This window comes from Streptomyces sp. NPDC036822, from assembly GCF_055609145.1.
The window spans coordinates 34,321-56,010 of record NZ_JBVJPY010000001.1; the positions used below are offsets into that span (position 1 = coordinate 34,321).

General features: G+C 73.6%; 23 protein-coding genes, 1 pseudogene and 1 riboswitch. Of the genes and pseudogenes, 13 read left to right on the plus strand and 11 right to left on the minus strand.

Going from position 1 to position 21,690, the window contains the following annotated elements; translation table 11 throughout:
• Positions 1-69: 69 nt before the first annotated feature.
• Positions 70-273: pseudogene (locus tag ACZ68P_RS00185) on the minus strand (acetoacetate decarboxylase family protein); the annotation flags it as partial.
• Between the two features lie 96 nt (positions 274-369).
• Here ACZ68P_RS00185 and ACZ68P_RS00190 point away from each other — a divergent pair.
• From ACZ68P_RS00190 to ACZ68P_RS00215, 6 genes are all read left to right on the plus strand, one after another.
• On the plus strand, positions 370-1,068 hold the full coding sequence (locus tag ACZ68P_RS00190) for a TetR/AcrR family transcriptional regulator (RefSeq protein WP_471000271.1): 699 nt from the start codon (positions 370-372) through the stop codon (positions 1,066-1,068).
• A 120-nt stretch (positions 1,069-1,188) separates the two neighbouring features.
• Complete coding sequence (locus tag ACZ68P_RS00195) at positions 1,189-2,163, plus strand: DEDDh family exonuclease (protein ID WP_471000274.1); 975 nt, start codon at positions 1,189-1,191, stop codon at positions 2,161-2,163.
• Between the two features lie 54 nt (positions 2,164-2,217).
• Positions 2,218-2,451, plus strand: coding sequence for a hypothetical protein (locus ACZ68P_RS00200; RefSeq protein ID WP_471000277.1), 234 nt, complete (start codon positions 2,218-2,220; stop codon positions 2,449-2,451).
• A gap of 166 nt (positions 2,452-2,617) precedes the next feature.
• On the plus strand, positions 2,618-3,418 hold the full coding sequence (locus tag ACZ68P_RS00205) for an SURF1 family cytochrome oxidase biogenesis protein (protein ID WP_471000280.1): 801 nt from the start codon (positions 2,618-2,620) through the stop codon (positions 3,416-3,418).
• A gap of 52 nt (positions 3,419-3,470) precedes the next feature.
• Positions 3,471-5,297 carry a glycoside hydrolase family 15 protein gene (locus tag ACZ68P_RS00210; protein WP_471000283.1) on the plus strand — a complete coding sequence of 609 codons (1,827 nt, stop codon included), beginning with the start codon at positions 3,471-3,473 and terminating at the stop codon, positions 5,295-5,297.
• A 4-nt stretch (positions 5,298-5,301) separates the two neighbouring features.
• Positions 5,302-6,057 carry an SDR family oxidoreductase gene (locus tag ACZ68P_RS00215; RefSeq protein WP_471000286.1) on the plus strand — a complete coding sequence of 252 codons (756 nt, stop codon included), beginning with the start codon at positions 5,302-5,304 and terminating at the stop codon, positions 6,055-6,057.
• Positions 6,058-6,214: 157 nt separating this feature from the next.
• Here ACZ68P_RS00215 and amaP read toward each other — a convergent pair whose 3' ends face one another.
• From amaP to ACZ68P_RS00240, 5 genes are read right to left on the minus strand one after another with little or no spacing between them, the layout of a single operon-like run.
• Positions 6,215-6,802 carry an alkaline shock response membrane anchor protein AmaP gene (gene amaP, locus ACZ68P_RS00220; protein WP_471000289.1) on the minus strand — a complete coding sequence of 196 codons (588 nt, stop codon included), beginning with the start codon at positions 6,800-6,802 and terminating at the stop codon, positions 6,215-6,217.
• 4 nt (positions 6,803-6,806) lie between these two features.
• Positions 6,807-7,466: a DUF6286 domain-containing protein gene (locus ACZ68P_RS00225; protein ID WP_471000292.1), complete on the minus strand. Its 660-nt coding sequence runs from the start codon at positions 7,464-7,466 to the stop codon at positions 6,807-6,809.
• Positions 7,463-7,813 (minus strand): Asp23/Gls24 family envelope stress response protein, encoded by a 351-nt coding sequence (locus ACZ68P_RS00230; protein ID WP_471000296.1) that lies wholly within the window; start codon positions 7,811-7,813, stop codon positions 7,463-7,465. The genes ACZ68P_RS00225 and ACZ68P_RS00230 overlap by 4 nt, the downstream gene beginning before the upstream one ends.
• Positions 7,814-7,819: 6 nt before the next feature.
• Entirely contained in the window at positions 7,820-8,011 is a 192-nt protein-coding gene (locus tag ACZ68P_RS00235) for a hypothetical protein (protein WP_471000299.1), read from the minus strand.
• Positions 8,012-8,045: 34 nt separating this feature from the next.
• A complete protein-coding gene (locus ACZ68P_RS00240) occupies positions 8,046-8,495 on the minus strand; it encodes an Asp23/Gls24 family envelope stress response protein (protein WP_365719898.1) in 450 nt (149 codons plus the stop codon).
• Between the two features lie 93 nt (positions 8,496-8,588).
• Here ACZ68P_RS00240 and ACZ68P_RS00245 point away from each other — a divergent pair, with 93 nt between their 5' ends.
• Entirely contained in the window at positions 8,589-9,266 is a 678-nt protein-coding gene (locus ACZ68P_RS00245) for a hypothetical protein (RefSeq protein WP_471000302.1), read from the plus strand.
• A gap of 97 nt (positions 9,267-9,363) precedes the next feature.
• Here the strand turns inward: ACZ68P_RS00245 and ACZ68P_RS00250 are convergent, their stop codons facing one another.
• From ACZ68P_RS00250 to ACZ68P_RS00260, 3 genes are all read right to left on the minus strand, one after another.
• Entirely contained in the window at positions 9,364-10,161 is a 798-nt protein-coding gene (locus ACZ68P_RS00250; RefSeq protein WP_471000304.1) for an enoyl-CoA hydratase/isomerase family protein, read from the minus strand.
• A gap of 122 nt (positions 10,162-10,283) precedes the next feature.
• Positions 10,284-10,505 (minus strand): helix-turn-helix domain-containing protein, encoded by a 222-nt coding sequence (locus ACZ68P_RS00255; RefSeq protein ID WP_006123601.1) that lies wholly within the window; start codon positions 10,503-10,505, stop codon positions 10,284-10,286.
• A gap of 322 nt (positions 10,506-10,827) precedes the next feature.
• Positions 10,828-12,426: an ABC-F family ATP-binding cassette domain-containing protein gene (locus tag ACZ68P_RS00260; RefSeq protein ID WP_471000306.1), complete on the minus strand. Its 1,599-nt coding sequence runs from the start codon at positions 12,424-12,426 to the stop codon at positions 10,828-10,830.
• A 254-nt stretch (positions 12,427-12,680) separates the two neighbouring features.
• On the opposite strand from ACZ68P_RS00260, the gene ypfJ reads away from it, so the two are divergent.
• Both ypfJ and ACZ68P_RS00270 read left to right on the plus strand, forming a co-directional pair.
• On the plus strand, positions 12,681-13,571 hold the full coding sequence (ypfJ, locus tag ACZ68P_RS00265; protein WP_471000309.1) for a KPN_02809 family neutral zinc metallopeptidase: 891 nt from the start codon (positions 12,681-12,683) through the stop codon (positions 13,569-13,571).
• A gap of 72 nt (positions 13,572-13,643) precedes the next feature.
• On the plus strand, positions 13,644-14,048 hold the full coding sequence (locus ACZ68P_RS00270) for a VOC family protein (RefSeq protein WP_471000311.1): 405 nt from the start codon (positions 13,644-13,646) through the stop codon (positions 14,046-14,048).
• 55 nt (positions 14,049-14,103) lie between these two features.
• Here ACZ68P_RS00270 and ACZ68P_RS00275 read toward each other — a convergent pair whose 3' ends face one another.
• Positions 14,104-15,513: a hypothetical protein gene (locus ACZ68P_RS00275; RefSeq protein WP_471000314.1), complete on the minus strand. Its 1,410-nt coding sequence runs from the start codon at positions 15,511-15,513 to the stop codon at positions 14,104-14,106.
• A 242-nt stretch (positions 15,514-15,755) separates the two neighbouring features.
• Positions 15,756-16,883, minus strand: a complete 1,128-nt coding sequence (locus ACZ68P_RS00280; protein WP_471000317.1) for an alpha/beta hydrolase — start codon at positions 16,881-16,883, stop codon at positions 15,756-15,758.
• 454 nt (positions 16,884-17,337) lie between these two features.
• Here ACZ68P_RS00280 and ACZ68P_RS00285 point away from each other — a divergent pair, with 454 nt between their 5' ends.
• The 4 genes from ACZ68P_RS00285 (at position 17,338) to ACZ68P_RS00300 (ending at position 21,644) form a co-directional block, all read left to right on the plus strand.
• Complete coding sequence (locus tag ACZ68P_RS00285) at positions 17,338-18,600, plus strand: inorganic phosphate transporter (protein ID WP_471000320.1); 1,263 nt, start codon at positions 17,338-17,340, stop codon at positions 18,598-18,600.
• 11 nt (positions 18,601-18,611) lie between these two features.
• Positions 18,612-18,833, plus strand: coding sequence for a hypothetical protein (locus tag ACZ68P_RS00290; protein WP_471000323.1), 222 nt, complete (start codon positions 18,612-18,614; stop codon positions 18,831-18,833).
• A gap of 110 nt (positions 18,834-18,943) precedes the next feature.
• Positions 18,944-19,084, plus strand: a riboswitch (cobalamin riboswitch).
• Positions 19,085-19,119: 35 nt separating this feature from the next.
• Entirely contained in the window at positions 19,120-20,100 is a 981-nt protein-coding gene (locus tag ACZ68P_RS00295) for a cobalamin biosynthesis protein (RefSeq protein WP_471000325.1), read from the plus strand.
• Complete coding sequence (locus tag ACZ68P_RS00300; RefSeq protein ID WP_471000328.1) at positions 20,097-21,644, plus strand: cobyric acid synthase; 1,548 nt, start codon at positions 20,097-20,099, stop codon at positions 21,642-21,644. The genes ACZ68P_RS00295 and ACZ68P_RS00300 overlap by 4 nt, the downstream gene beginning before the upstream one ends.
• Positions 21,645-21,690: the final 46 nt, after the last annotated feature.

Sequence of the window (21,690 nt, forward strand, 5' to 3'; positions counted from 1 at the left end):
CCGCCGGGTGACGGCGCTCGTCCGCGGTCGGATGCCCGCCGCCAACCGTGAGGCCGGGCCCGGCGCGGGCAGCTCGACCCGGGAGACGGTGGCCCGGACCAGGGGCCGGCCCGCGGGCTTGAGCGGGGGCGGCAGTACGGCCGCGACCACGTCCGGATCGGTCTCCCAGAGGGCCACCACCCCGGTGGACCAGATGTCGGGGAGTGCGGAGGCCTTCGCGCGGGCTTCGGCGATCTCGGCCTCGGTGCGCGCCCCGTACCGTACTCGTGCCATGACGTACCACCCTTACAGGGATCGTCGGCCTGTAACACAGTTACACCGGCGGCCGATAAGGGTAAAGAGCCGTGCACCGACCGAACGGGGGGAGCCATGACCCGCAGCGCACTCACCCGCGAGGAGGTGGTGGAGGCCGCCGCGGTCCTGGTGAAGCGGCACGGGCCGGACGCCCTCACCATGCGCAGGCTGGCCGCCGAGCTGGGCACCGCCGTGACGTCGATCTACTGGCATGTGGGCAACCGCGAGTCCCTCCTCGACGCGCTCGTCGAGCGGACCGTCGACGACCTCGCCACGCTCACCCCGCGCGGGCGCACCCCCGCCGCCCGGATCGTCTCGGTGGCGCGCGCGCTCCGCCGGGAGCTGCGCGACCGTCCGCACCTGGTGGCGATGGTCCACGAACGGGGCCTGACGGAGCGGATGTTCCTGCCCGCGCAGCGCGCCCTGGCGCGGGAGGTGCACGCCGCCGGGCTGCGCGGGGCGCGCGCGGCGGAGGTGGTCCGGGCGGTGCAGTTCCAGGTGGTCGGCCACGTCCTGGTGGAGCGCAACCGCGAGCGGGCCCCGGTCCAGTCCCCGGGCGAGGGGGCGCTCTGGGACGCGGAGCAGCCGGACCCGGATCCCGCCCTGGCCCGCGCCCTCGGCCGCCCGGTCGACACGGACCGGCTCTTCGCCCTCTCCGTACGGGCGCTGGTGGACGGCCTGCTCGCCGCCGCCGGGCCGGCGAGGGCGGCGGACCACCCGGCGGGCCGTTCCGCGCGCCGGCCGGCGGACGCGGCGGACCGCCCGGCGCGGTGAGCGCGTCGAACTGCCGTACCGGCGGCCCCCCGTGGGCGCCGGCCGTCATCCCCGCGGGGGGATTCCGGCCACGGGAAGGGACACCGGGGACCCCGTTGTCAGCGGCGGCCCGTATTCTCAGTGACCATGCTCGACGACCGCACGACAGCGACGACGTGGCCGGCCGCGTACCCGCAGGGGTACGCGGTCGTCGACGTGGAGACCACCGGACTCGCCCGCGACGACCGGATAGTGTCCGCTGCCGTCTACCGCCTGGACGCCCAGGGCGAGGTCGAGGACCACTGGTACACGCTGGTCAACCCCGAGCGGGACCCCGGACCGGTCTGGATCCACGGCCTGACCACCGACGTCCTCGAAGGGGCGCCGCTCTTCCCGGAGATCGCCGCCGAGTTCTCGGCGCGGCTCGACGGCCGGGTCCTCGTCGCCCACAACGCCATGTTCGACTGGTCGATGATCGCCCGGGAGTACGCCCGCGCCGAGCGCACCGCCCCCGTGCGTCAGCGGCTGTGCACCATCGCCCTGTCCAAGGAGCTGGCGCTCCCGCTGCCCAACCACAAGCTGGAGTCGCTCGCCGCGCACTTCGGTGTCGTCCAGCAGCGGGCGCACAACGCGCTGGACGACGCGCGCGTGCTGGCCGAGGCGTTCCGGCCGAGCCTGCACACGGCGGCGGAGCGGAACGTACGGCTGCCGCTGCTGGAGTGCCGGCCCCTGACGGAGTGGGCGGCCACGCCGGCCACGCCCCGGATCGGCCACCAGTCCTCGTACCGCGCGAACGGCTGGCGCCCCTCGCGGAAGCGTCCGCCGTGCCCGTACCCGAACCCCGGGCGGTACACATCGGGCGAACTGCTCAAACAGGGCATGCGGGTGGCGTTCTCCGGCGACACCTCCGTCGACCGGGAGCTCCTCGAGGACCGTGCGGTGGAGGCGGGTCTCCACGTGGCGTCGAGCGTCTCGCGGCTGACCAGCCTGCTGGTGACGAACGACCCTGACGCGGCCACGTCCAAGACGGTCAAGGCGAAGTCCTTCGGCACCCCGATCGTCGACGAGGCCGCCTTCACCCAGCTGCTGCGGGACGTCGCCCCGGCAGACGGGTGAACGGCCGGGCGTGCCGCCCGGACTTCGCACGCGGCGGACCGCACCCTGTGGCGCATGGCACGTTGTGAGGTCTGCGGAAACGATTACGGCATGTCCTTCGAAGTGCACGCGCAGGGCGCCGTGCACGTCTTCGACTGCTTCTCCTGCGCCATTCACCGCATGGCGCCCATCTGTGAGCACTGCCGGGTCCAGATCATCGGCCAGGGGGTCGAGGTCCAGGGCACGTGGTACTGCGGCGGTCACTGCGCCCGCGCGGAGGGAAAGGCGGGCATCGTCGACCACGTCTAGGGAATGCCGGCCCGGGACGCCGCCCGGGCGGTGTCCGGTCCGATCCGAGGGGGCGGGCCCGAGCGCCCGTCCCCCGGTCCCGGGCGGATCCCGCCCGTCGCGCGGGCCCGGCCACCTCCGGCACCCGCCGCGAGGGGGCCCGCCGCGACGTTGTACCGTCGACGGCGTGTACCGCTTCCTGTTGTCCCGGCAGTGGGTGATCCTCACCCTCATCGCCCTCGTCCTCATCCCCGTGATGATCGAGCTGGGTTTCTGGCAGTTCCACCGGCACGAGCGCCGGGTGGCCCAGAACACCCTGATCGCGGACAACCTCAAGGCCCGGCCCGTACCCGTGGAGTCGCTGACCTCCCCCGGTCACACCGTCCCGCGGGCCGACTACTGGCGTGCGGTCACAGCCACCGGCACCTTCGACACGGCCCACGAGGTCGTCGTCCGCCGCCGCACCTCCGCCGACGAGCGGATCGGCGTCCTCGTCCTGACCCCGCTGGTCCTCCAGGACGGCCGTACCGTCCTGGTCAACCGCGGCTGGGTCCCCGCCGCCCCCGACCAGAAGGCCTACCCCGAGGTCCCGCCCGCTCCTCGCGGCGAGGTCACCGTCACCGGCCGCCTCAAGGCCGACGAGACGACCGGCGCCAGTGGCATCAAGGACCTGCGGGGCCTGCCGGACCGTCAGGTCATGCTGATCAACAGCGCGCAGCAGGCCGAGCTGCTGGGCCGTGAGGTCCTCGGCGGCTACCTGGAGCAGACGGCGCCGGAACCGGCGGGGAACTCCCCCGAGCTGATCCCGGAGCCCGACCACGACTCGATCGGCGCGCACATGGCGTACGCCGTGCAGTGGTGGCTCTTCGCGTCGGGCGTGCCGGTGGGCTGGGTGGTCCTCGTCCGCCGGGAGAAGCGCGACCGTGACGCCGCGGGCGGCACGGACGGGGGCGCCGCCGCTCCGGAGCCGGCTCCCGCTGCGGTGTAGCCCACTGCCGCCATCTGATTGACCGTCGCCTCTCGCGGGAACACGCCAGAGCGTGACGCAACGTATCGACGACTACGCCCTCATCGGCGATCTCCAGACCGCCGCGCTCGTCGGACGCGACGGATCCATCGACTGGCTGTGCCTGCCGCGCTTCGACTCGGCCGCCTGCTTCGCCGCGATCCTCGGCGACGAGGACAACGGCCGCTGGCGGATCGCCCCCACGGGGGCGACGAACTGCACCCGCCGCGCGTACGCGGGCGACTCGCTCGTCCTGGAGACCTACTGGGAGACCCGCACCGGCACCGTCAAGGTCGTCGACTTCATGCCGCAGCGCGACACGTCGCCCGACGTCATGCGGATCGTGGAGGGCGTCAGCGGTTCGGTGGAGATGAGCGCGGTGCTGAAACTGCGCTTCGACTACGGCTCGGTCGTCCCGTGGATACGGCGCACCGACGGCCACCGGGTCGCCATCGCGGGACCGGACTCGGTCTGGCTGCGCAGCGAACCGCCGGTCAAGACCTGGGGCCAGCAGTTCTCCACCTGCTCGGCGTTCACCGTGAAGGCGGGCGAGAAGGTGGCGTTCGTCCTCACCTGGCACCCCTCGCACGAGGCGCGCCCCCCGCTGATCGACCCGTTCGAGGCGCTGGAGGGGTCCTTGGCGGAGTGGCGGGAATGGTCGTCGCGGTGCACGTACGAGGGCCCCTACCGTGACGCGGTGATGCGCTCCCTGATCACCCTGAAGGCGCTGACCTACGCCCCGACGGGCGGCATCGTGGCCGCGCCCACCACCTCGCTGCCGGAGGAGATCGGCGGCGTACGGAACTGGGACTACCGCTCCTGCTGGCTGCGTGACTCCACCCTCACCCTCGGCGTGCTGCTCTCCGCCGGCTATGTGGACGAGGCGGCGGCGTGGCGCGACTGGCTGCTGCGCGCGGTGGCGGGCGATCCGGCCGACCTGCAGATCATGTACGGGCCCGCCGGGGAGCGGCGGCTGCCCGAGATGACGCTGCCCTGGCTGCGCGGCCACGCGGACTCGGCGCCGGTACGGATCGGGAACGCGGCGGTGGAGCAGTTCCAGCTCGACGTGTACGGCGAGGTCATGGACTCGCTCCACCGGGCGAGGGAGGCCGGCATCCCGCCGCAGCGGCACGCCTGGAACCTCCAGCTGAGTCTGCTGGGCTTCCTGGAGTCGACCTGGCGGGAGCCGGACGAGGGCCTGTGGGAGGTGCGCGGGCCCCGCCGTCACTTCGTCCACTCGAAGGTGATGGCGTGGGTCGGGGCCGACCGCGCGGTCCGCGCCCTGGAGGCCGACCCCACGCTGTCGGGGGACGCCGCGCGGTGGCGGACCATGCGGGACGCGATCCACGCGGAGGTGTGCGAGAAGGGGTACGACCCCGCCCGCAACACCTTCACGCAGTCGTACGGCTCGCGGGAACTCGACGCGGCGACCCTGCTCATCCCGCAGGTCGGGTTCCTGCCCCCGGACGACCCCCGGGTGGTGGGGACGGTGGACGCGGTGCGCAAGGAGCTGACCCAGGGGGGTCTGCTGCTCCGGTACAACACCGAGGGCGTCTCGGTCGACGGTCTGCCGGGACAGGAGGGGACGTTCCTCGCCTGCTCGTTCTGGCTGGCGGACGCGCTCTGGCTGATCGGCAGGAAGGACGAGGCGAGGGAGCTGTTCGAGAGGCTCCTGGAGCTGTGCAACGACGTGGGGCTCCTCGCGGAGGAGTACGACCCGGTGGCCCGGCGGCAGCTGGGGAACTTCCCGCAGGCGTTCAGCCATGTCGGCCTGGTGGGCACCGCGTTGGCGCTGACCGGGGCGGAGTCCGCGCCGCCCGGCGAGGAGGTCGCGCCGCCCGGGGCGCAGACGGCAGGATAGGTCCATGGATCTTGGACTGAAGGACCGTGTGTACGTGGTGACCGGGGCGACGCGGGGGCTCGGCCGGGCCTCGGCCGAGGCGCTGCTCGCGGAGGGCGCGAAGGTGGTGATCACCGGGCGCGAGGAGGCGTCGGTCGCCGAGGCGGTGGACGAGCTGGGGCCGGGCGCGGCGGGTGTCGCCGCCGACAACGCCGACCCGGCGGCGGCCGGACGGGTGATCGCGGAGGCGCGGTCCCGCTTCGGGCGGTTCGACGGGATCCTGGTCAGCGTCGGCGGCCCGGCGCCGGGCTTCGGCGCGGACAACAGCGACGAGCAGTGGGCGTCGGCGTTCGACACGGTCTTCCTCGGCGCGGTGCGGATGGCCCGGACGGCGGCTCAGACGCTGACCGAGGGCGGGGTCATCGGCTTCGTCCTGTCGGGCTCGGTCCACGAACCGATCCCGGGGCTGACGATCTCCAACGGCCTGCGCCCGGGGCTCGCCGGTTTCGCCAAGTCCCTGGCGAACGACCTGGGGCCACGCGGCATCCGCGTCGTCGGCGTCCTGCCCGGGCGCATCGACACCGACCGGATCCGCTCGCTGGACGCCCTCTCGGGCGACGCGGAGGCGGCCCGCACGGCGAGCGAGTCGACCATTCCGCTGCGCCGCTACGGCACGCCCGAGGAGTACGGCCGCACGGCGGCGTTCCTGCTGTCGCCGGCGGCGTCGTACGTGACGGGCGTGATGGTGCCGGTGGACGGCGGCGCCCGCCACGGCTTCTGAGCCGGAAGGGGGCCGGGGGCGGCGACCGCGGCCCCCGGGAAGAGCCGGTGGGGTCATGGGGCCGGCCGGTCCGGTGCCGACCAGGGCGGCCCGCTCGAGCGCCCGGGCGACGCCCAGGACCGGCGGGCCCGGGGGCGGCAGCCGCCGGCCGGGGCGCTCAGCTGACCCGGCGGGCCCGGTGCTTGACGGCGCGCAGCCGGGCCTCGGCCGGCAGTGACTCCAGGCCCGCCGAGGTACGGGCGTGGGCCAGGGCCTCGTCGGTGAGGGAGGTCAGGGTCTCGCCCGGGGAGGCGTGCGGTTCCAGGAGCAGGGCGACGCGGGCGCGCGGGGCCGTGCGGCGGCCCGTCAGGGTGATCCGGGCGCGGGAGACGCCGTCCTGCGCGGCGGCGTCCGCTTCCAGGACGTCCACCAGGGCCCGGCCGCGTACCATCGCGCCCTCTCCGTCGCCGGTCTCGACCAGGACCTCCGCGAGGCGGGCCCGGCGGAACTGGGCGATCAGCCACCACAGGGCCAGGAGCACCACGACGCCGAGGACGGCGATGACGACCGGCCACCACCAGCCCTCGTCCGCCCACCGCCTGCGGTCCGCCTCGGTCAGGAGGACGTCGGACGGGCCGGACCACGGCCACCAGGACGGCACGGACAGGTCGAGCGAGGCGGCGAGGACCGCCCCGCCGATCACGACAAGGAGCAGGCCCAGCAGGCCGAGCACGATCCGGTTGACCCGGCGGAGAACGACCGTCATCCCCTCATCCCTTCTTCGGCGGACGAGCCACCCGTACCGTCGGCACCGGTGGGTGGGCGAGCCCGAGTTCCTCGATGCCCGTCGTGACCACGCGTTCCAGATCGCCGCGCACCTCGTCCAGTTGGCGGAAGTGCGCGACCGCCCGCACCGCGGCCTTCCGGCGCTTCACGCGGACCCGGACGGACTGCACGCCGGAGACCTCCATCGCCCGGTCCCGCAGGATGAGCGCGGCGGCGTCACGGTCGAGTCCGGCCCGTACGTCCGCGTGCTCGCGCCGCATCGGCAGGACGGCCCGCAGGCCGGGGGTGGCCGCGAGCAGGAGCAGCCACAGGCCGACGACCACGGCCGCGACGGCCCCGACCCGGACCCAGACGTCGTCCAGGGGGCGGGTCGCCAGTTCGTCGGCGAGGACGCTCCGCCATCGCATGGCCGTGCGCTCCGCCCGTACCGCGGCGACGTCGTAGAGGAGGAGTCCCGCGCCGCCGAGGACGACGGCGGCGAGGAGGGCGGCGGGGATCCGCCGTACGGACCAGAACCGGGGGGCGGGCGCGGCCGGCGGTCGCTCCTTCAGGACGGGCACTCCGTCGGTCCCGGCCTCGGCCGAGTCGGCCGCCTTGTCGCCGGTCGTGGCGCCGGCCTTGTCGTCGGCGTGGGCATCGTTCATCGCAGGCTCCTCCTCCCGGACGCCTTGGCGGTACGCGGGGAGTGCAGCCGCTCCACGTGAACGGCCACCTCGGGCACGTCGAGGCCGGCCAGGTCCCGTACCCGCTCGGTCACCCGGCGGCGCACGTCGCCGCACTGCCGGCCGATATCGGTGGGATACCCGAGTTCGAGACTGATGGACACGCGTGCCGTGTCGCGGTGCACGACGACGGAGGCGTGCGGTGTCGTGCCGCCCCGCGGCAGCGTGCCGAGCGCCTCACGGGCCGCCTGCGCGGCGATCTTGGCGACGACCCGGTCGGCGATCGTCGTCGCGCCGCGCCCGGCGGCCCCCACCTGATCCACGGCCACCCCCCGTCACCTCCGCCTGTCGCCGCGCTCACGGCCCCGGAAGAACTCTCCGGGTTCGAAGTCCCCGTCGAGGAACCTCCCGGCGATGAATCCGATCGCTCCCAACGCCGCGACCAGCACGAAAGCCCCGAAACCGCCGAAGTACCCGGCGAAACCGAGGGCCATTCCGGCCACCAAGCCGATCAACGTCATGCTCATACCGACCACCGACCCTTTCCGCCGAGCGCCGCGGCTACTGAAGCCGCTGCTCCGGCTCCTCTTCCTCGTCCTCGGGCAACTTCACGTCGCTCACCGCGATGTTCACTTCGACGACCTGCAGGCCGGTCATGCGCTCCACGGCGGCGATGACGTTCTCGCGCACCTCGCCGGCGACGTCGGAGATCGAGACGCCGTAGACGACGACGATCTCCAGGTCGAGCGCGGTCTGGACCTCGCCGACCTCGGCCTTCACCCCGCGGGTGGCGTTCGACTTGGTGCCGCCGCCGGGGACCTTGTCACGTACGGCGCCGAAGGTGCGGGACAGTCCGCTCCCCATGGCGTGGACCCCGTCGACGTCTCGGGCGGCGAGGCCGGCGATCTTCTCGACGACCCCGTCGGCGATCGTGGTCCGGCCGCGGGTGGCCGGGGCGCCGCCGCCGCGCTTGGTCATGGACGGTTCCTCGGGGCGTGCGGTCTCGCTCATGGCCGTTCATCCCTTCCGGGCAGTTATGGGCTTCCTCGCCCACATTAAGTGCGCTTGCCCCATTTCGCGCCAGGAATGCGGCAGGCTGGTCCCATGACGACGGCTGAGAGTTGGGCGACGGCGGTACGGAAACGGTTGGGCCCGGGCAGGCTGCTGCCGCTCGGAGAGGCGGCGGACGGCGCATGGCTGACGGAGCGCGCGGCACGAGGGGTGCTGCTCCCGGCCGCGGCGGCGGTACGGGGCGCGACGCCGGGGTCGCTGCGGGTGGGCCTGGTGGCGCCCAGCGGCGAGGAGCCGCTTCCCGTTCCGCCGGGCGGGTTGCCGCCGGGGCCGCTGCGCATCACGGCGGAGTTCGCGGCGACGGCCGGCATCCCGCTGCCGGGACTGGCGGAGGCGGTGAGGGAGGCCCTGCTCTCCACCGCGGAGACGGTGCTGGGCCTGGCGGTGACGGAGGTGGACCTTCGGGTGACGGGGCTCGTGGAGACGGAGGCCGGCGGTCGGGATGAGCCGCCGACCCCTCCCCCACCCGGGCGAACCTCTCCGGCCGCAGAGGACCCGGCGGCCCTGGAGGCGCTCGCGGTCGACGGCGTGGCGGCTCTGACGGACGTCCTGGGCGCTCCGGTCCATCGGAGTGAGGGCGGTCTGCGCGTGGAGCTGGCGGTGACGGCCGGCCACCGCGCCCTCGACGTGGCGCGAGCGGTCCGCACGCGCCTGGCCGCGAGCGCCCCGGAGGCGACCGCGGTCACGGTCCTGGTCTCGGAGATCCGGTGATGTCACCGCGGCTGCCGGGGGCCGGGCCCCGCGGCAGCGCGCGGACGGTCTCCCCCACGGCGCGAGGGCGGGCCGGGCGAGAAGGTGCGGACAGGGCTCAGTCGCCGAGGCCCGCGAGGTCGCGCAGACGGCGGGCCTGGGCGGCGCGTTCGGCGGTGCGCTGCTCTTCGTAGGATCGGCCGGAGACGCCCTGGAGCAGCGCCTTGGTCTCGACGACGGCGTCGCGGGGCGCGGCGAGCAGGGCGGCGCTCAGGTCCCGTACCGCGTCGTCCAGTTCGGACGCGGGCACGGCGATGTTGGCGAGCCCGATCCGCTCGGCCTCATCGGCCTGGACGAAGCGGCCGGTGGCGCAGATCTCGAGCGCGCGGGCGTAGCCGACGAGGGAGACGAGCGGGTGCGTGCCGGTGAGGTCCGGCACGAGGCCCAGGCTGGTCTCGCGCATGGCGAACTGCACGTCCTCGGCGACGACCCGGAGGTCGCAGGCGAGGGCGAGCTGGAACCCGGCTCCGATGGCGTGCCCCTGGACGGCCGCGATCGACACGAGGTCGCTGCGACGCCACCAGGTGAACGCCTCCTGGTACTCGGCGATGACCGCGTCCAGGTCATCGTCCGACCCGCGTGCCAGGTCCAGGAAGGACGGCTCCCCGTCGAAGCCCTCGGGCGTGAACGCCTGCCGGTCGAGCCCGGCGGAGAAGGACGCGCCCTCACCGCGCAGGATCACGATCCGCACGCTGCCCGGCAACGACCGGCCGGCCTCCGCCAACGCCCGCCACAGAGCGGGAGACTGGGCGTTGCGCTTCGCCGGATTGGTCAGGGTCACCGAGGCAACGGCGTCCTCGACGGTGAGCCGTACACCGTCCTTGTCGAACACGAGCACAGAGTCGAGCGAAGTCATGGGGCGCCTCCGGTTCCGGTGCAGCACTGCTAAGTGACTGCACAGTAACCACCCGGCCGACCGTGCGGTCGACCGGGTGGCCACCGCGAGAGACGGTGGACCGGACGAGCCGCGCCCCGATGTCAGGCCGAGGCTGCCTTCTTGCCCCGTGTCGCTCCGCCGCGTCCACGCAGCGTGACTCCGGACTCGCTGAGCATCCGGTGGACGAATCCGTAGGAGCGACCGGTTTCCTCGGCCAGCGCCCGGATGCTCGCACCGGAGTCGTACTTCTTCTTCAGGTCTGCCGCGAGCTTGTCGCGCGCGGCGCCGGTCACCCGGCTGCCCTTCTTCAGAGTCTCGGCCACCCGTGCCTCCTCATGGGAAGTGCGCTCTGGACTTCTCATGATCACCCCTTCCGGACGTCCTGGCCACCCATTCGACAAGGTCTGTGGCACGAGGTTCGTGGACGGGGACGGATTCGCGGTGACCGGAATGCCATATTCCGCGGGGCGTGATCACCGCCTCACGGCGCGCCGGGGCGCGAAGTGCCAGGTCAGCGGCGCGCCGGGGGAACGAGCGCGGCGCGGCCCTGACGGAAGGATTCCGCACAAGGCCGCGCCCGAGGGATGAGACGCCCTCACTCAGATGAAGGATCGGCGATGAGCCGAATGATCCATACCGAGATGATCAGGCGAGCGCCACGAGGTCCTTGTAGTCCGGGCCCCACAGATCCTCGACGCCGTCCGGGAGCAGGATGATCCGCTCCGGCTCCAGCGCGTCGACCGCGCCTTCGTCGTGCGTGACGAGGACGACCGCGCCCTTGTAGGTGCGCAGGGCGCCGAGGATCTCCTCGCGGCTGGCGGGGTCGAGGTTGTTGGTCGGCTCGTCGAGGAGCAGCACGTTCGCCGAGGAGACCACCAGGGTGGCGAGCGCGAGACGGGTCTTCTCACCGCCGGAGAGGACTCCGGCCGGCTTGTCCACGTCGTCTCCGGAGAAGAGGAAGGAGCCGAGCGTCTTGCGCACCTCGACGAGGTCGAGGTCGGGCGCGGACGACCGCATGTTCTCCAGGACGGTGCGGTCCGGGTCGAGCGTCTCGTGCTCCTGGGCGTAGTAGCCGAGCTTGAGGCCGTGACCGGGGGTCACCTCGCCGGTGTCGGGCGTCTCGGCCCCGGCGAGCAGGCGCAGCAGTGTCGTCTTGCCCGCGCCGTTGAGGCCGAGGATGACGACGCGCGACCCCTTGTCGATCGCGAGGTCCACATCGGTGAAGATTTCCAGCGAGCCGTACGACTTCGACAGGCCCTCGGCGGTCAGCGGGGTCTTGCCGCAGGGCGCGGGCTCCGGGAAGCGCAGCTTGGCGACCTTGTCGGAGATCCGGACCGCGTCCAGACCGGACAGGAGCCGCTCGGCGCGCTTGGCCATGTTCTGCGCGGCGACCGTCTTGGTCGCCTTGGCGCGCATCTTGTCGGCCTGGGAGTTGAGGGCCGCGGCCTTCTTCTCGGCGTTCTGGCGCTCGCGCTTGCGGCGCTTCTCGTCGGCCTCGCGCTGCTGCTGGTAGAGCTTCCAGCCCATGTTGTAGACGTCGATCGCCGAGCGGTTGGCGTCGAGGTAGAAGACCTTGTTCACGACCGTCTCGACCAGGTCGACGTCGTGGGAGATGACGATGAAGCCGCCGCGGTAGGTCTTGAGGTAGTCGCGCAGCCAGACGATGGAGTCGGCGTCGAGGTGGTTCGTGGGCTCGTCGAGGAGCAGGGTGTCGGCGTCCGAGAAGAGGATGCGGGCCAGCTCGATCCGGCGGCGCTGACCGCCGGAGAGCGTGTGCAGCGGCTGGCCGAGGACGCGGTCGGGCAGGCCGAGGGCGGCGGCGATGGTGGACGCCTCGGCCTCGGCGGCGTACCCGCCCTTGGTGAGGAACTCGGTCTCCTGGCGCTCGTACTGCTTCATCGCCTTGTCGCGGGTGGCCCCGGAGCCGGTCGCGATGCGCTCCTCGTTCTGCCGCATCTTGCGCAGCAGCACGTCGAGGCCGCGCGCGGAGAGGATGCGGTCGCGGGCCAGCACGTCGAGGTCGCCGGTGCGCGGGTCCTGCGGGAGGTAGCCGACCTCGCCGGAGCGGGTGATGGTGCCCCCCGCGGGCATGCCCTCGCCGGCGAGGCACTTGGTGAGGGTGGTCTTGCCCGCGCCGTTGCGGCCCACGAGGCCGATGCGGTCGCCCTTGGCGATGCGGAAGGAAGCGGACTCGATGAGAATGCGGGCGCCGGCGCGCAGCTCGATGCCGGAAGCGGTGATCACGGACAGACTCCAGGGCGGGTTTGGACGGCGGAAGGGCTCTCGAAGGCGGTTCGACGCCGCTAATGCACGAGGAGAATGGCCATACGGCCAGTCTAACGGGCCCATGCAACTGCTTTTCGGCCATGCTCCGCCGACGGGCATACCCACCGTTCCCGCGCATGCCGGACAAAAGGAGCGATCCCCTACGGGGTACTCGATACTCGGGCGCAGGGCGGCGGCCCCCGCCGCGGCAGAGACGCGGAGGGCGGTGGCCCATGCAGTTCGACGACGACGCCAACCTGGACACCTCGGAGGTACGGGACGTCCGCGGCAGCCGTATCCCCGGCGGCCGGGCCACCGTCGGCGGCGGTGTCGTCGCGTTCGTCGCGCTCATCCTCGGCATGCTCTTCGGGGTGGGGCCGGAGCAGCTGGGCCTGACCTCCGGCGACCCGGCGCCCGTGGCGACCTCGTCGTCCGCGGCCGAGGTGGAGCGCAGCTGCCGGACCGGCGCCGACGCCAACGCCCGCGACGACTGCCGGATCGTCGGGGTCGTCAACAGCGTGCAGGACTTCTGGCGGGCGGAGTACGCCCGCCGGGGCGGCCGGTACGGGGACGCGCGCACGGTGGTGTTCAGTGACCGCGTCGGCACGGCCTGCGGCACGGCCACGTCGGCGGTCGGGCCCTTCTACTGCCCCGGCGACCGGCAGGTCTATCTGGACCTGGGCTTCTTCGACGAGCTGCGGACCACCTTCGGAGCGAGCGGCGGGCCCTTCGCCCAGGCGTACGTGGTGGCGCACGAGTACGGCCACCACGTGCAGAACATGATGGGCACGCTGGCCGGCGCCCAGGACGGCCGGCAGGGCGCGGACTCCCAGGCCGTGCGGGTCGAGCTCCAGGCGGACTGCTACGCCGGCGTGTGGGCGCGGCACGCGACGACCACCCCGGATGAGAAGACCGGGCGGCCGCTGCTGACCGGGGTGACGGAGGCGGACATCCGGGACGGGCTCGACGCGGCGGCCGCGGTGGGCGACGACCGGATCCAGGAGAGGTTCCAGGGCCGGGTGACCCCGGAGAGCTGGACCCACGGCTCGGCGGCGCAGCGGCAGCAGTGGTTCTCCACCGGCTTCAGCACCGGCGACATGGCGCGGTGCGACACCTTCCGCTGATTGTCGACGGCGGCTGCGAGACTGAGATCCAGGTCACATTCCGACGTGGACCGACGAGAAGGAGTGATCGGGATGGCTGAGGCACCCCATATCTGTCCGACGCTGGCGTACCAGGACGCGAAGGCCGCGATCAAGCTGCTCACCGAGGCGTTCGGCTTCATCGACACCGCGGTGTACGAAGGCGAGGACGGCAAGGTCATGCACGCCGAGCTGTCGTACGGCAACGGCATGGTGATGCTCGGCAGCAAGGGCACCGGGAGCGAGTTCGACAAGCTGATGGCCGACGCCGGCCCGGTGGGGGTGTTCGTCCACGTGGACGACGTGGACGAACACCACGCGCGCGCGGCGCGGCACGGGGTCGAGATCCTGATGCCGCCCACGGACCAGGAATACGGCTCGCGGGACTACATGGCCCGGGACGCCGAGGGCAACATCTGGAGCTTCGGGACGTACACCCCGGGTGTCGCGGCGGGCTGAGCGCCGGCCCGCCGGGCCCGCGCCCGCGCGGCGTCGTCTCCGGGCACGGCCGGGGTCACGATCCCCCGGTGTGGACCTGGAAGGCCGCCCGGCGGACCGCCTTGGCCAGGGCCGGGTCGGGGTGCGCGGCGGCGAGGGCGACGAGGACCTGGACCGTACGCGGGTGGCCGACCGCCCGGACCTCGTCGAGGAGGGCCGGGACGGTGCCCTGCACGGCGGAGTCGAGATGGCGCACCAGCAGCGCGCTCTCGCCGTGGTCGGCGACGGCCGCGGCGGTGTCCACCCAGAGCCAGGTGGCCTCCTCGCGGGTGAGCACGTCCGGGGCGTCGTCGGGGTCGGCGCCGTCGTACTCGGCGAGCCAGAGCAGCGCGTACGGACGGAGCGAGGCCTCCTGGACGGCGGCCCGGACCTCGGCCTCGGCGGGGGCTCCCACGACCCGGAGCGCCTCGAAGGCGAGGCCGCGCAGCAGGGCGTCCTCACCGCGGGCCACGGCCAGGAGTTCGGTCACGGCGCTGGAGAGGGTGCGCGCGGCGAGCCAGGCTCGGTACTCGTCGCGGGCGGGGCCGGGAGTGAGGCGGGCGCAGCCGCGGAGCATGTCCTCGGCGGACTGCTCGATGTTGCCGGCCGGGCTCTGGGCGGCGACGCAGATCTGTTCCAGCTTGACCCAGACCGCCCAGTTGCCGAGGGGGGTCAGGGTGGCCTGGCCGTCGCCCAGGGTGAGGGCGCCGACGGCGGCGAGACCGTCCAGGGCCCAGTCGAGCAGGGCGGGGAGGCCGTCGGTGCCGCCCTCCGCGGAGTCGGCCGCTCCGCCGTCGGCGGAGGCGTCGGTGCCGGGCGGAGGAACGGCGGCTCCCTGGGCGGGAACCTCGCAGCGCTCCTCGCGCAGCTCCTGGACGCGCTGCCGGAGCAGGTCGAGCAGGGCCGGGACGAGTACAGGGCCGGCCGAGAGCTGGAGCAGGGAGAGCACCTGGGGAACGGCCTCGACGACCTCGGCTACGGCGCTGGGCGGCACGTCCCCGGGGGCGGGGTGGACCAGGGACCAGGCGTCGAAGAGGGCGACCCAGCCGCGCAGGACGGCGGAGTCGTCGCGGTCCCAGGCGTGCAGCCGCCAGCCGGGGCGGGCGGTGGCGCCGTGGAGCTCCACGAGGCCGGCGAGCCGGGCGCGGTCCCAGCCGGCGCGCACCTGGCCGGGCGTCAGGTCGAGTGCCGCCGCGGCGCGTTCCTGTGCGGAGCGGGCTTCGAGGCCGGCCGGAGGGGTGGGGTCGGCCTCGCGGTCGCCGGCGGTCCAGCGGGCGATCCGTACGGCGTCGGCCAGGACGGTACGCGCCTGGCGGGCCAGTTCCGCACGGGGCGGAGTGCCTTCGGGCGGCCTCGGGGCCGGCCGGGTGCGCCGCGTCGTCACGGCCCGTCGGGCGGCGGCCAGTGCCCGCGGACGGACGAGTCGGAGTCTGGAGTTGCGCGCCATTTGCTCATCAGGCTTTCGAGACGTCACGGGGGCAGTCTTCCCGCTGACGGCCCGAAAGCCCAATCGGAATGCGGATCATCGTCAGACGCGGCGGCGCGGCGGCGCGGGGTGCGGCCGGGCACGCCCCGGAGAGTGTCCGGAATGTGCGGGCATCCACCGGAAGGCCGAGTCCGGGGGGCGGGCCCCGGGCGGGCTCGGGTGGGCCTCTCGAAAGCTCCCCGACGGGGCTTTCGCGCCATCCCCTAGAGCAGCGGGGTGAGGAAGCGCCGCAGGGTCTCCTCGTAGCGGACCGGGTCGGCGTTCCACATGGCGGCGTGGGGGGCCTGGTGGACCGCCTGAAGGGTGACCAGTTCGGGGCGGCTCGCGGCCAGTTCGAGGGAGGCTTCCCAGGGGGCGAGGGTGTCGTCCGGGCCGTGGAAGACCAGGGTCGGCACGCGGAGGCCGGCCGGGTCCGGGGGGTCGGGGAGGCGGTCGCCGCGCCGCCCCGACCTGCTCTGGGCGGCGTGGACCGCGAACGGCAGCAGCGGCCGGGGGACCCGGCGGGCGGCGGCGAGGTGGCGCAGCGTGGCCTGCGGGTCGAGGACCGGGGAGTCGAGGACGAGGCCGCGGACGCTGTCCCGTACGCCCGAGTCGGCGGCGGCCCGCAGGGCCATGGTGGCGCCGGTCCCCCAGCCGTGCAGCACGACGTCCACGGCGCCCCGGCGGACGGCGTAGCGGATGGCCGCGTCGACGTCCCGCCACGCGGAGTCGCCGAGGTGGGCGAGTCCGTCCGGGGAGGCCGGCGCGCCCTCGTCGCCGCGGTGGGCGACGCACAGGACGGGGATCTGCCGTCGGGTGAGGAAAGGGACGAGGTTGAGGGGGTGACGGCGGCTGGTTCCGAGGCCGTGCACGGCGATGACCCAGGTGGGGCGGGGGCCGGGGATCAGCCAGCCGGGCAGACTGCCCAGTTCGCCGGGGATCTCGACGTCCTCGTAGACGACGCCGACGGCGGTGCGGGGCGTGCCGGCGTGCAGCTCGGGGGTGAGCCGGACGCGGGCGCCGGGTTCGAGGGTGCCGAGCTCGACGCGCTCCAGACGCCGCACGACGGTGTCGGCGGTGTGCGGGACGCGGTCGAGGACGGGGCCGACGAAGCCGTGGAAGTCGGGGCCCTCGATGCCGTACGTACCGGGACGCAGGGAGGCGAGGCTGCGGGTCAGGGTGACCCTGCCGGGGCCGGTGGCGTGCACGGTGAGGCGTGGGTCTCCGGGCAGGGGCCGCCCGGACGCCGCCTTGAGGGCGGCGTCGCCCGCGTAGCGGCCGACCGCCACCGCGGCCGCGCCGACACCGATCAGAGTGGTGACGGCCGCTGCCGTCGCTGTAGCCGGGCGCACTGTCCCAGTGTCGGTACGCGGGCGGCGTACTGCCACCCGGGAAGCGCGGCGGGCCGGGCGCGGTGCCGGGCGGGAGGCGCCGCGGCGGCGGATCGCCGCTCGGGGACCGCGTGCGACCGGCGCGTTGTCCCAGGGGACGTGCGGACGGCCACCGGAGAGTGACATGGGTCACTCTGGCGGGTCCCTCGTGCGGCTGAATCGGTGCACGCGCGGTCCACGGGCTGACACGGGGCGTGTGGGGCGGAAAGGAACGAAGTCGCATGTGCCCCGGAACAGCCCGGATTACCCGGGGTTGCGCGATGACCGCATCGTGGACGGAAACCGCCCCCGAGACCGTAAGCGGAATGCGCCGACACCGGATCGGGTCACCACACCGCCCGGCCCAGTTCATCTTCCGTTCACCCAGGTTGCTTACGTTCGACGAGCCACTGACGTCAAACGATTGCCTGGGTAAATGGAACACATCACGCTGCTGCTCGCGATTGTGGTCGTGACAGCTCTCGTGTTCGATTTCACGAACGGTTTCCACGACACCGCCAACGCGATGGCGACGACCATCTCGACCGGTGCCCTCAAGCCCAAGACGGCGGTGGCCATGTCCGCCGTGCTCAACCTGGTCGGCGCGTTCCTGTCCGTGGAGGTCGCCAAGACGATCTCCGGCGGGATCATCAACGAGCAGGGCATTCGTACCGAAGTGATCTTCGCGGCGCTCGTCGGCGCCATCCTCTGGAATCTGCTGACCTGGCTGCTCGGCCTGCCGTCCAGCTCCTCCCACGCCCTCTTCGGCGGACTCATCGGCGCGGCCGTGATGTCGGCCGGCTGGTCGGCCGTGAACGGCTCGACCATCGTCACCAAGGTCCTCATCCCCGCGATCGCCGCGCCGCTCGTCGCCGGCCTCGCCGCGATGGTGGCCACCCGCCTGACGTACCGCATCGGCGCCCGGACCGACGAGAAGCACACGGCCAAGGGCTACCGCGCCGGCCAGATCGCCTCCGCCGGTCTCGTCTCCCTCGCCCACGGCACCAACGACGCGCAGAAGACGATGGGTGTCATCACCCTGGCGCTGGTCACCGGCGGCGTCCTCGCCCCCGGCTCCAACCCCCCCATGTGGGTCGTCGTCTCCGCCGGCGTCGCCATCGCGCTCGGCACCTACCTCGGCGGCTGGCGCATCATCCGCACCATGGGCAAGGGCCTCACCGACCTGCGGCCGCAGCAGGGCTTCGCCGCCCAGACCAGCGCCGCCACGGTCATCCTGGCCTCCTCGAACCTGGGCTTCTCGCTCTCCACCACCCAGTCCTGCTCGGGTGCCGTGATGGGCGCGGGCCTCGGCCGCAAGGGCGGTGTCGTCCGCTGGTCGACCGCCACCCGGATGTTCATCGCCTGGGGCCTGACCCTTCCCGCGGCGGGCCTGGTCGCCGCCGGCGCCGAGTTCCTCACCAAGCAGGGCACGTGGGGCATCGTTGCCGTCGCCGTCCTGCTGATCGCCGGCTCCGGAGTCATCTGGGCGCTCTCGCGCCGCAAGCCGGTCGACCACCACAACGTCACCGACGACGACCTCGACGAGCCCGCGGGCGTCGTGACCACCGCCATCGCGGCCGTCACCCCGCCGCCGGCCGGTTCCGTCGCCGCCGTCGCGGACGAGGACCTCAAGACCACCATCCCCTCGCCGGCCCCCACGGACCCGGCAGCCCCCGCGGCCCCCGCCGCCGCGGTGTAAGGACGAACCACATGAAGATCGACTGGGCAGCTCTCGGCTCCGTCTTCGGAGTCAGCCTCGTGGCGACCGTCGCCCTCGTGGGCCTGTTCACCCTCGGCATCATCGGCCTCTCCAAGCAGGAGCAGGCCGCCGCCCAGGGAGGCTCCGCCACCCTGGCCCGCACCGGCGCGTACGCCTGCTTCGCGCTCTGCGCGGCGGCCGTCGCGTACGGCATCTATCTGATCGTCGTCTGACGCGTCACGACACCACCCCCGGGCGGGTCGCACCGAAAGGTGCGGCCCGCCCGGTCGTCGTTGTGGGGCTTCGCACACTCTCCCGCCGCAGGTCAAGGGTGAGTTGACGGCTGTTCGCGCCGCGTGGTGGACTTCCGGGGCCATTTACGGCGGCAGAAGAGGAAGTCCGGTGCGAATCCGGCGCGGTCCCGCCACTGTGACCGGGGAGCTGATCCCCGGGAGCCAGGAACTCTCACCGCCGGTCACGTCGAGCCAGGGCGCGGACCCTGAGTGAGGACACAGCGCCATGCCTGGCCGCAGAGCAGCCACCGGTGTATTCGCGTCCACGGACGTCTTCGCGTACGGCGCCGCCGTCGGCCTGGCCGTGGACCTGCTCCTCGGCGATCCGCGCCGCGGCCATCCCGTCGCCGCGTTCGGCAGGACCGCCGGAGCCGTCGAGAGCCTCCTGCGGCGCGACCACCGCGGGTGGGGCGCGCTGCACACCGCCGTCTGCGTCGGCGGCACGGCCGCCCTGGGCGCCCTCGCCGCCCGCACGGTACGGAACCGGCCCGCCGCGTCCGCCGCCCTGACCGCCGCCGCCGTGTGGGCCGTCGTCGGGGGCACGACCCTGGGCCGGGAGGCCCGGGCCATCGGCGGGGCGCTGGCCGCCGGGGACCTGGACGTGGCGCGCGAGCGGCTGCCGCATCTGTGCGGCCGCGACCCGCAGGCCCTGGACGGCCCCGCGATGGCCCGCGCGGTCGTGGAGTCCGTCGCCGAGAACACCTCCGACGCGGTCGTCGGCGCCCTGGTGTGGGGCGCGGTGGCCGGTGTCCCGGGGCTCGTCGGCTTCCGGGCCGTGAACACCCTGGACGCGATGGTCGGCCACAAGAACCCCACGTACCGCCGCTTCGGCTGGGCCTCGGCCCGGCTCGACGACCTCGCCGGCTGGCCGGGAGCGCGGCTGACGGCCGTGCTCGCCGCGGTCGCGGGCGGCGACCCCCGCGGGGCGCTGCGGGCCTGGCGCGCCGACGCGGCCGCACATCCGAGCCCCAACGCCGGCCCCGTCGAGGCTGCCTTCGCGGGAGCGCTCGGCGTGCGGCTGGGAGGGACGCTGTCGTACGGCGGCCGGGTGGAACACCGGCCGGTGCTCAACACGGAGGGCCGGGACGTGGACGTGGCGGACATCGAGCGTGCCGTACGGCTGTCGCGCCGGGTGACCGGGCTGACGCTGGCGGTCTGTGTGACCGGACGGGCCCTGGCGGGCGCGACGAAGCGGAGGAACGCATGACAGGCGGGGGGCTGCTGGTCGCCGGGACCACGTCCGACGCGGGCAAGAGCGTCGTCACGGCGGGGATCTGCCGCTGGCTGGTGCGCCAAGGAGTGAAGGTCGCGCCGTTCAAGGGGCAGAACATGTCCCTGAACTCCTTCGTGACCAGGGAGGGCGCGGAGATCGGCCGGGCGCAGGCCATGCAGGCGCAGGCCGCGCGGGTGGAGCCGACCGCCCTGATGAACCCGGTGCTGCTGAAGCCGGGCAGCGACCGCTCCAGCCAGGTCGTACTGATGGGCAAGCCGGTGGGCGAGCTGAGTGCCCGGGGGTTCTTCGGAGGGCCCGGCGGGTCGTCCCCCGGGAAGCTGCTGCACGGAGGACGGCGGCAGGAACTCTTCGAGCCGGTCCTCGCGTGCCTGGAGGAGCTGCGGGGCACGTATGACGCCGTGATCTGCGAGGGGGCGGGCAGTCCGGCCGAGATCAACCTGCGGCGCACGGACATCGTGAACATGGGCATCGCGCGGGCCGCGCGGCTGCCGGTGCTCGTGGTCGGCGACATCGACCGGGGCGGGGTGTTCGCCCAGTTCTTCGGGACGACGGCGCTCCTGGCGCCCGAGGACCAGGAGCTGATCGCGGGTTACCTCGTGAACAAGTTCCGGGGCGACGTCTCGTTGCTCGAACCCGGGCTCGACATGCTGCTCGGCCTCACGGGGCGCCGGACGTACGGCGTCCTGCCCTACGCCCACGGCCTCGGCATCGACGAGGAGGACGGGCTGCGGGTCTCCCTGCGGGGCGCGGTGCGCGAGTCGGTCGTGGCGCCCCCGCTCGGCGAGGAAGTGCTGCGGGTCGCGGTCTGCGCCGTGCCGCTGATGTCCAACTTCACCGACGTGGACGCGCTGGCGGCCGAGCCGGGCGTGGTCGTGCGGTTCGTGGACCGGGCCGAGGAGCTCGTCGACGCGGACCTGGTGGTCGTGCCGGGCACGCGCGGGACCGTCAAGGCGCTGGCCTGGCTGCGGGAACGCGGCCTCGCCGACGCGCTGGCCCGGCGCGCGGCGGAGGGCCGGCCGGTGCTCGGCATCTGCGGCGGCTTCCAGGTCCTCGGCGTCCGCATCGAGGACGACGTCGAGTCGAAGGCGGGCGCCGTGGACGGGCTCGGGCTGCTGCCCGTCCACGTCCGGTTCGCGCCCGGGAAGACCCTGGCCCGGCCGGTCGGGGAGGCGCTCGGCGAACGGGTGGAGGGATACGAGATCCACCACGGCATCGCCCGGGTGGACGGCGGCGAACCGTTTCTGGACGGCTGCCGGGTCGGCTCCGTCTGGGGCACCCACTGGCACGGCTCGCTGGAGAGCGACGGCTTCCGCCGGGCGTTCCTGCGGGAGGTCGCGGCGGCGGCCGGGCGCCGTTTCGTACCGGCGCCGGACACGAGCTTCGGGACCCTGCGCGAGGAGCAGCTGGACCGCCTCGGAGACCTGATCGAGGAGCACGCGGACACGGACGCGCTGCTGCGGCTCATCGAGAACGGCCCGCCGCCCGGGCTGCCGTTCATCCCTCCGGGCGCGCCGTGACGCCCCGTCCCGCCGGACCCCCACGAGTTGAAGGAGTGACCGCCCG

Coding starts and splice junctions, on each gene's coding strand:
- ACZ68P_RS00285 (WP_471000320.1), top strand. CDS start 17,338: ATGGAACACATCACGCTGCTGCTCGCGATTGTGGTCGTGACAGCTCTC.
- ACZ68P_RS00225 (WP_471000292.1), bottom strand. CDS start 7,466: ATGAACGATGCCCACGCCGACGACAAGGCCGGCGCCACGACCGGCGAC.
- ACZ68P_RS00190 (WP_471000271.1), top strand. CDS start 370: ATGACCCGCAGCGCACTCACCCGCGAGGAGGTGGTGGAGGCCGCCGCG.
- ypfJ (WP_471000309.1), top strand. CDS start 12,681: ATGCAGTTCGACGACGACGCCAACCTGGACACCTCGGAGGTACGGGAC.
- ACZ68P_RS00300 (WP_471000328.1), top strand. CDS start 20,097: ATGACAGGCGGGGGGCTGCTGGTCGCCGGGACCACGTCCGACGCGGGC.
- ACZ68P_RS00290 (WP_471000323.1), top strand. CDS start 18,612: ATGAAGATCGACTGGGCAGCTCTCGGCTCCGTCTTCGGAGTCAGCCTC.
- ACZ68P_RS00215 (WP_471000286.1), top strand. CDS start 5,302: ATGGATCTTGGACTGAAGGACCGTGTGTACGTGGTGACCGGGGCGACG.
- ACZ68P_RS00250 (WP_471000304.1), bottom strand. CDS start 10,161: ATGACTTCGCTCGACTCTGTGCTCGTGTTCGACAAGGACGGTGTACGG.
- ACZ68P_RS00245 (WP_471000302.1), top strand. CDS start 8,589: ATGACGACGGCTGAGAGTTGGGCGACGGCGGTACGGAAACGGTTGGGC.
- amaP (WP_471000289.1), bottom strand. CDS start 6,802: ATGACGGTCGTTCTCCGCCGGGTCAACCGGATCGTGCTCGGCCTGCTG.
- ACZ68P_RS00235 (WP_471000299.1), bottom strand. CDS start 8,011: ATGAGCATGACGTTGATCGGCTTGGTGGCCGGAATGGCCCTCGGTTTC.
- ACZ68P_RS00270 (WP_471000311.1), top strand. CDS start 13,644: ATGGCTGAGGCACCCCATATCTGTCCGACGCTGGCGTACCAGGACGCG.
- ACZ68P_RS00200 (WP_471000277.1), top strand. CDS start 2,218: ATGGCACGTTGTGAGGTCTGCGGAAACGATTACGGCATGTCCTTCGAA.
- ACZ68P_RS00240 (WP_365719898.1), bottom strand. CDS start 8,495: ATGAGCGAGACCGCACGCCCCGAGGAACCGTCCATGACCAAGCGCGGC.
- ACZ68P_RS00295 (WP_471000325.1), top strand. CDS start 19,120: ATGCCTGGCCGCAGAGCAGCCACCGGTGTATTCGCGTCCACGGACGTC.
- ACZ68P_RS00275 (WP_471000314.1), bottom strand. CDS start 15,513: ATGGCGCGCAACTCCAGACTCCGACTCGTCCGTCCGCGGGCACTGGCC.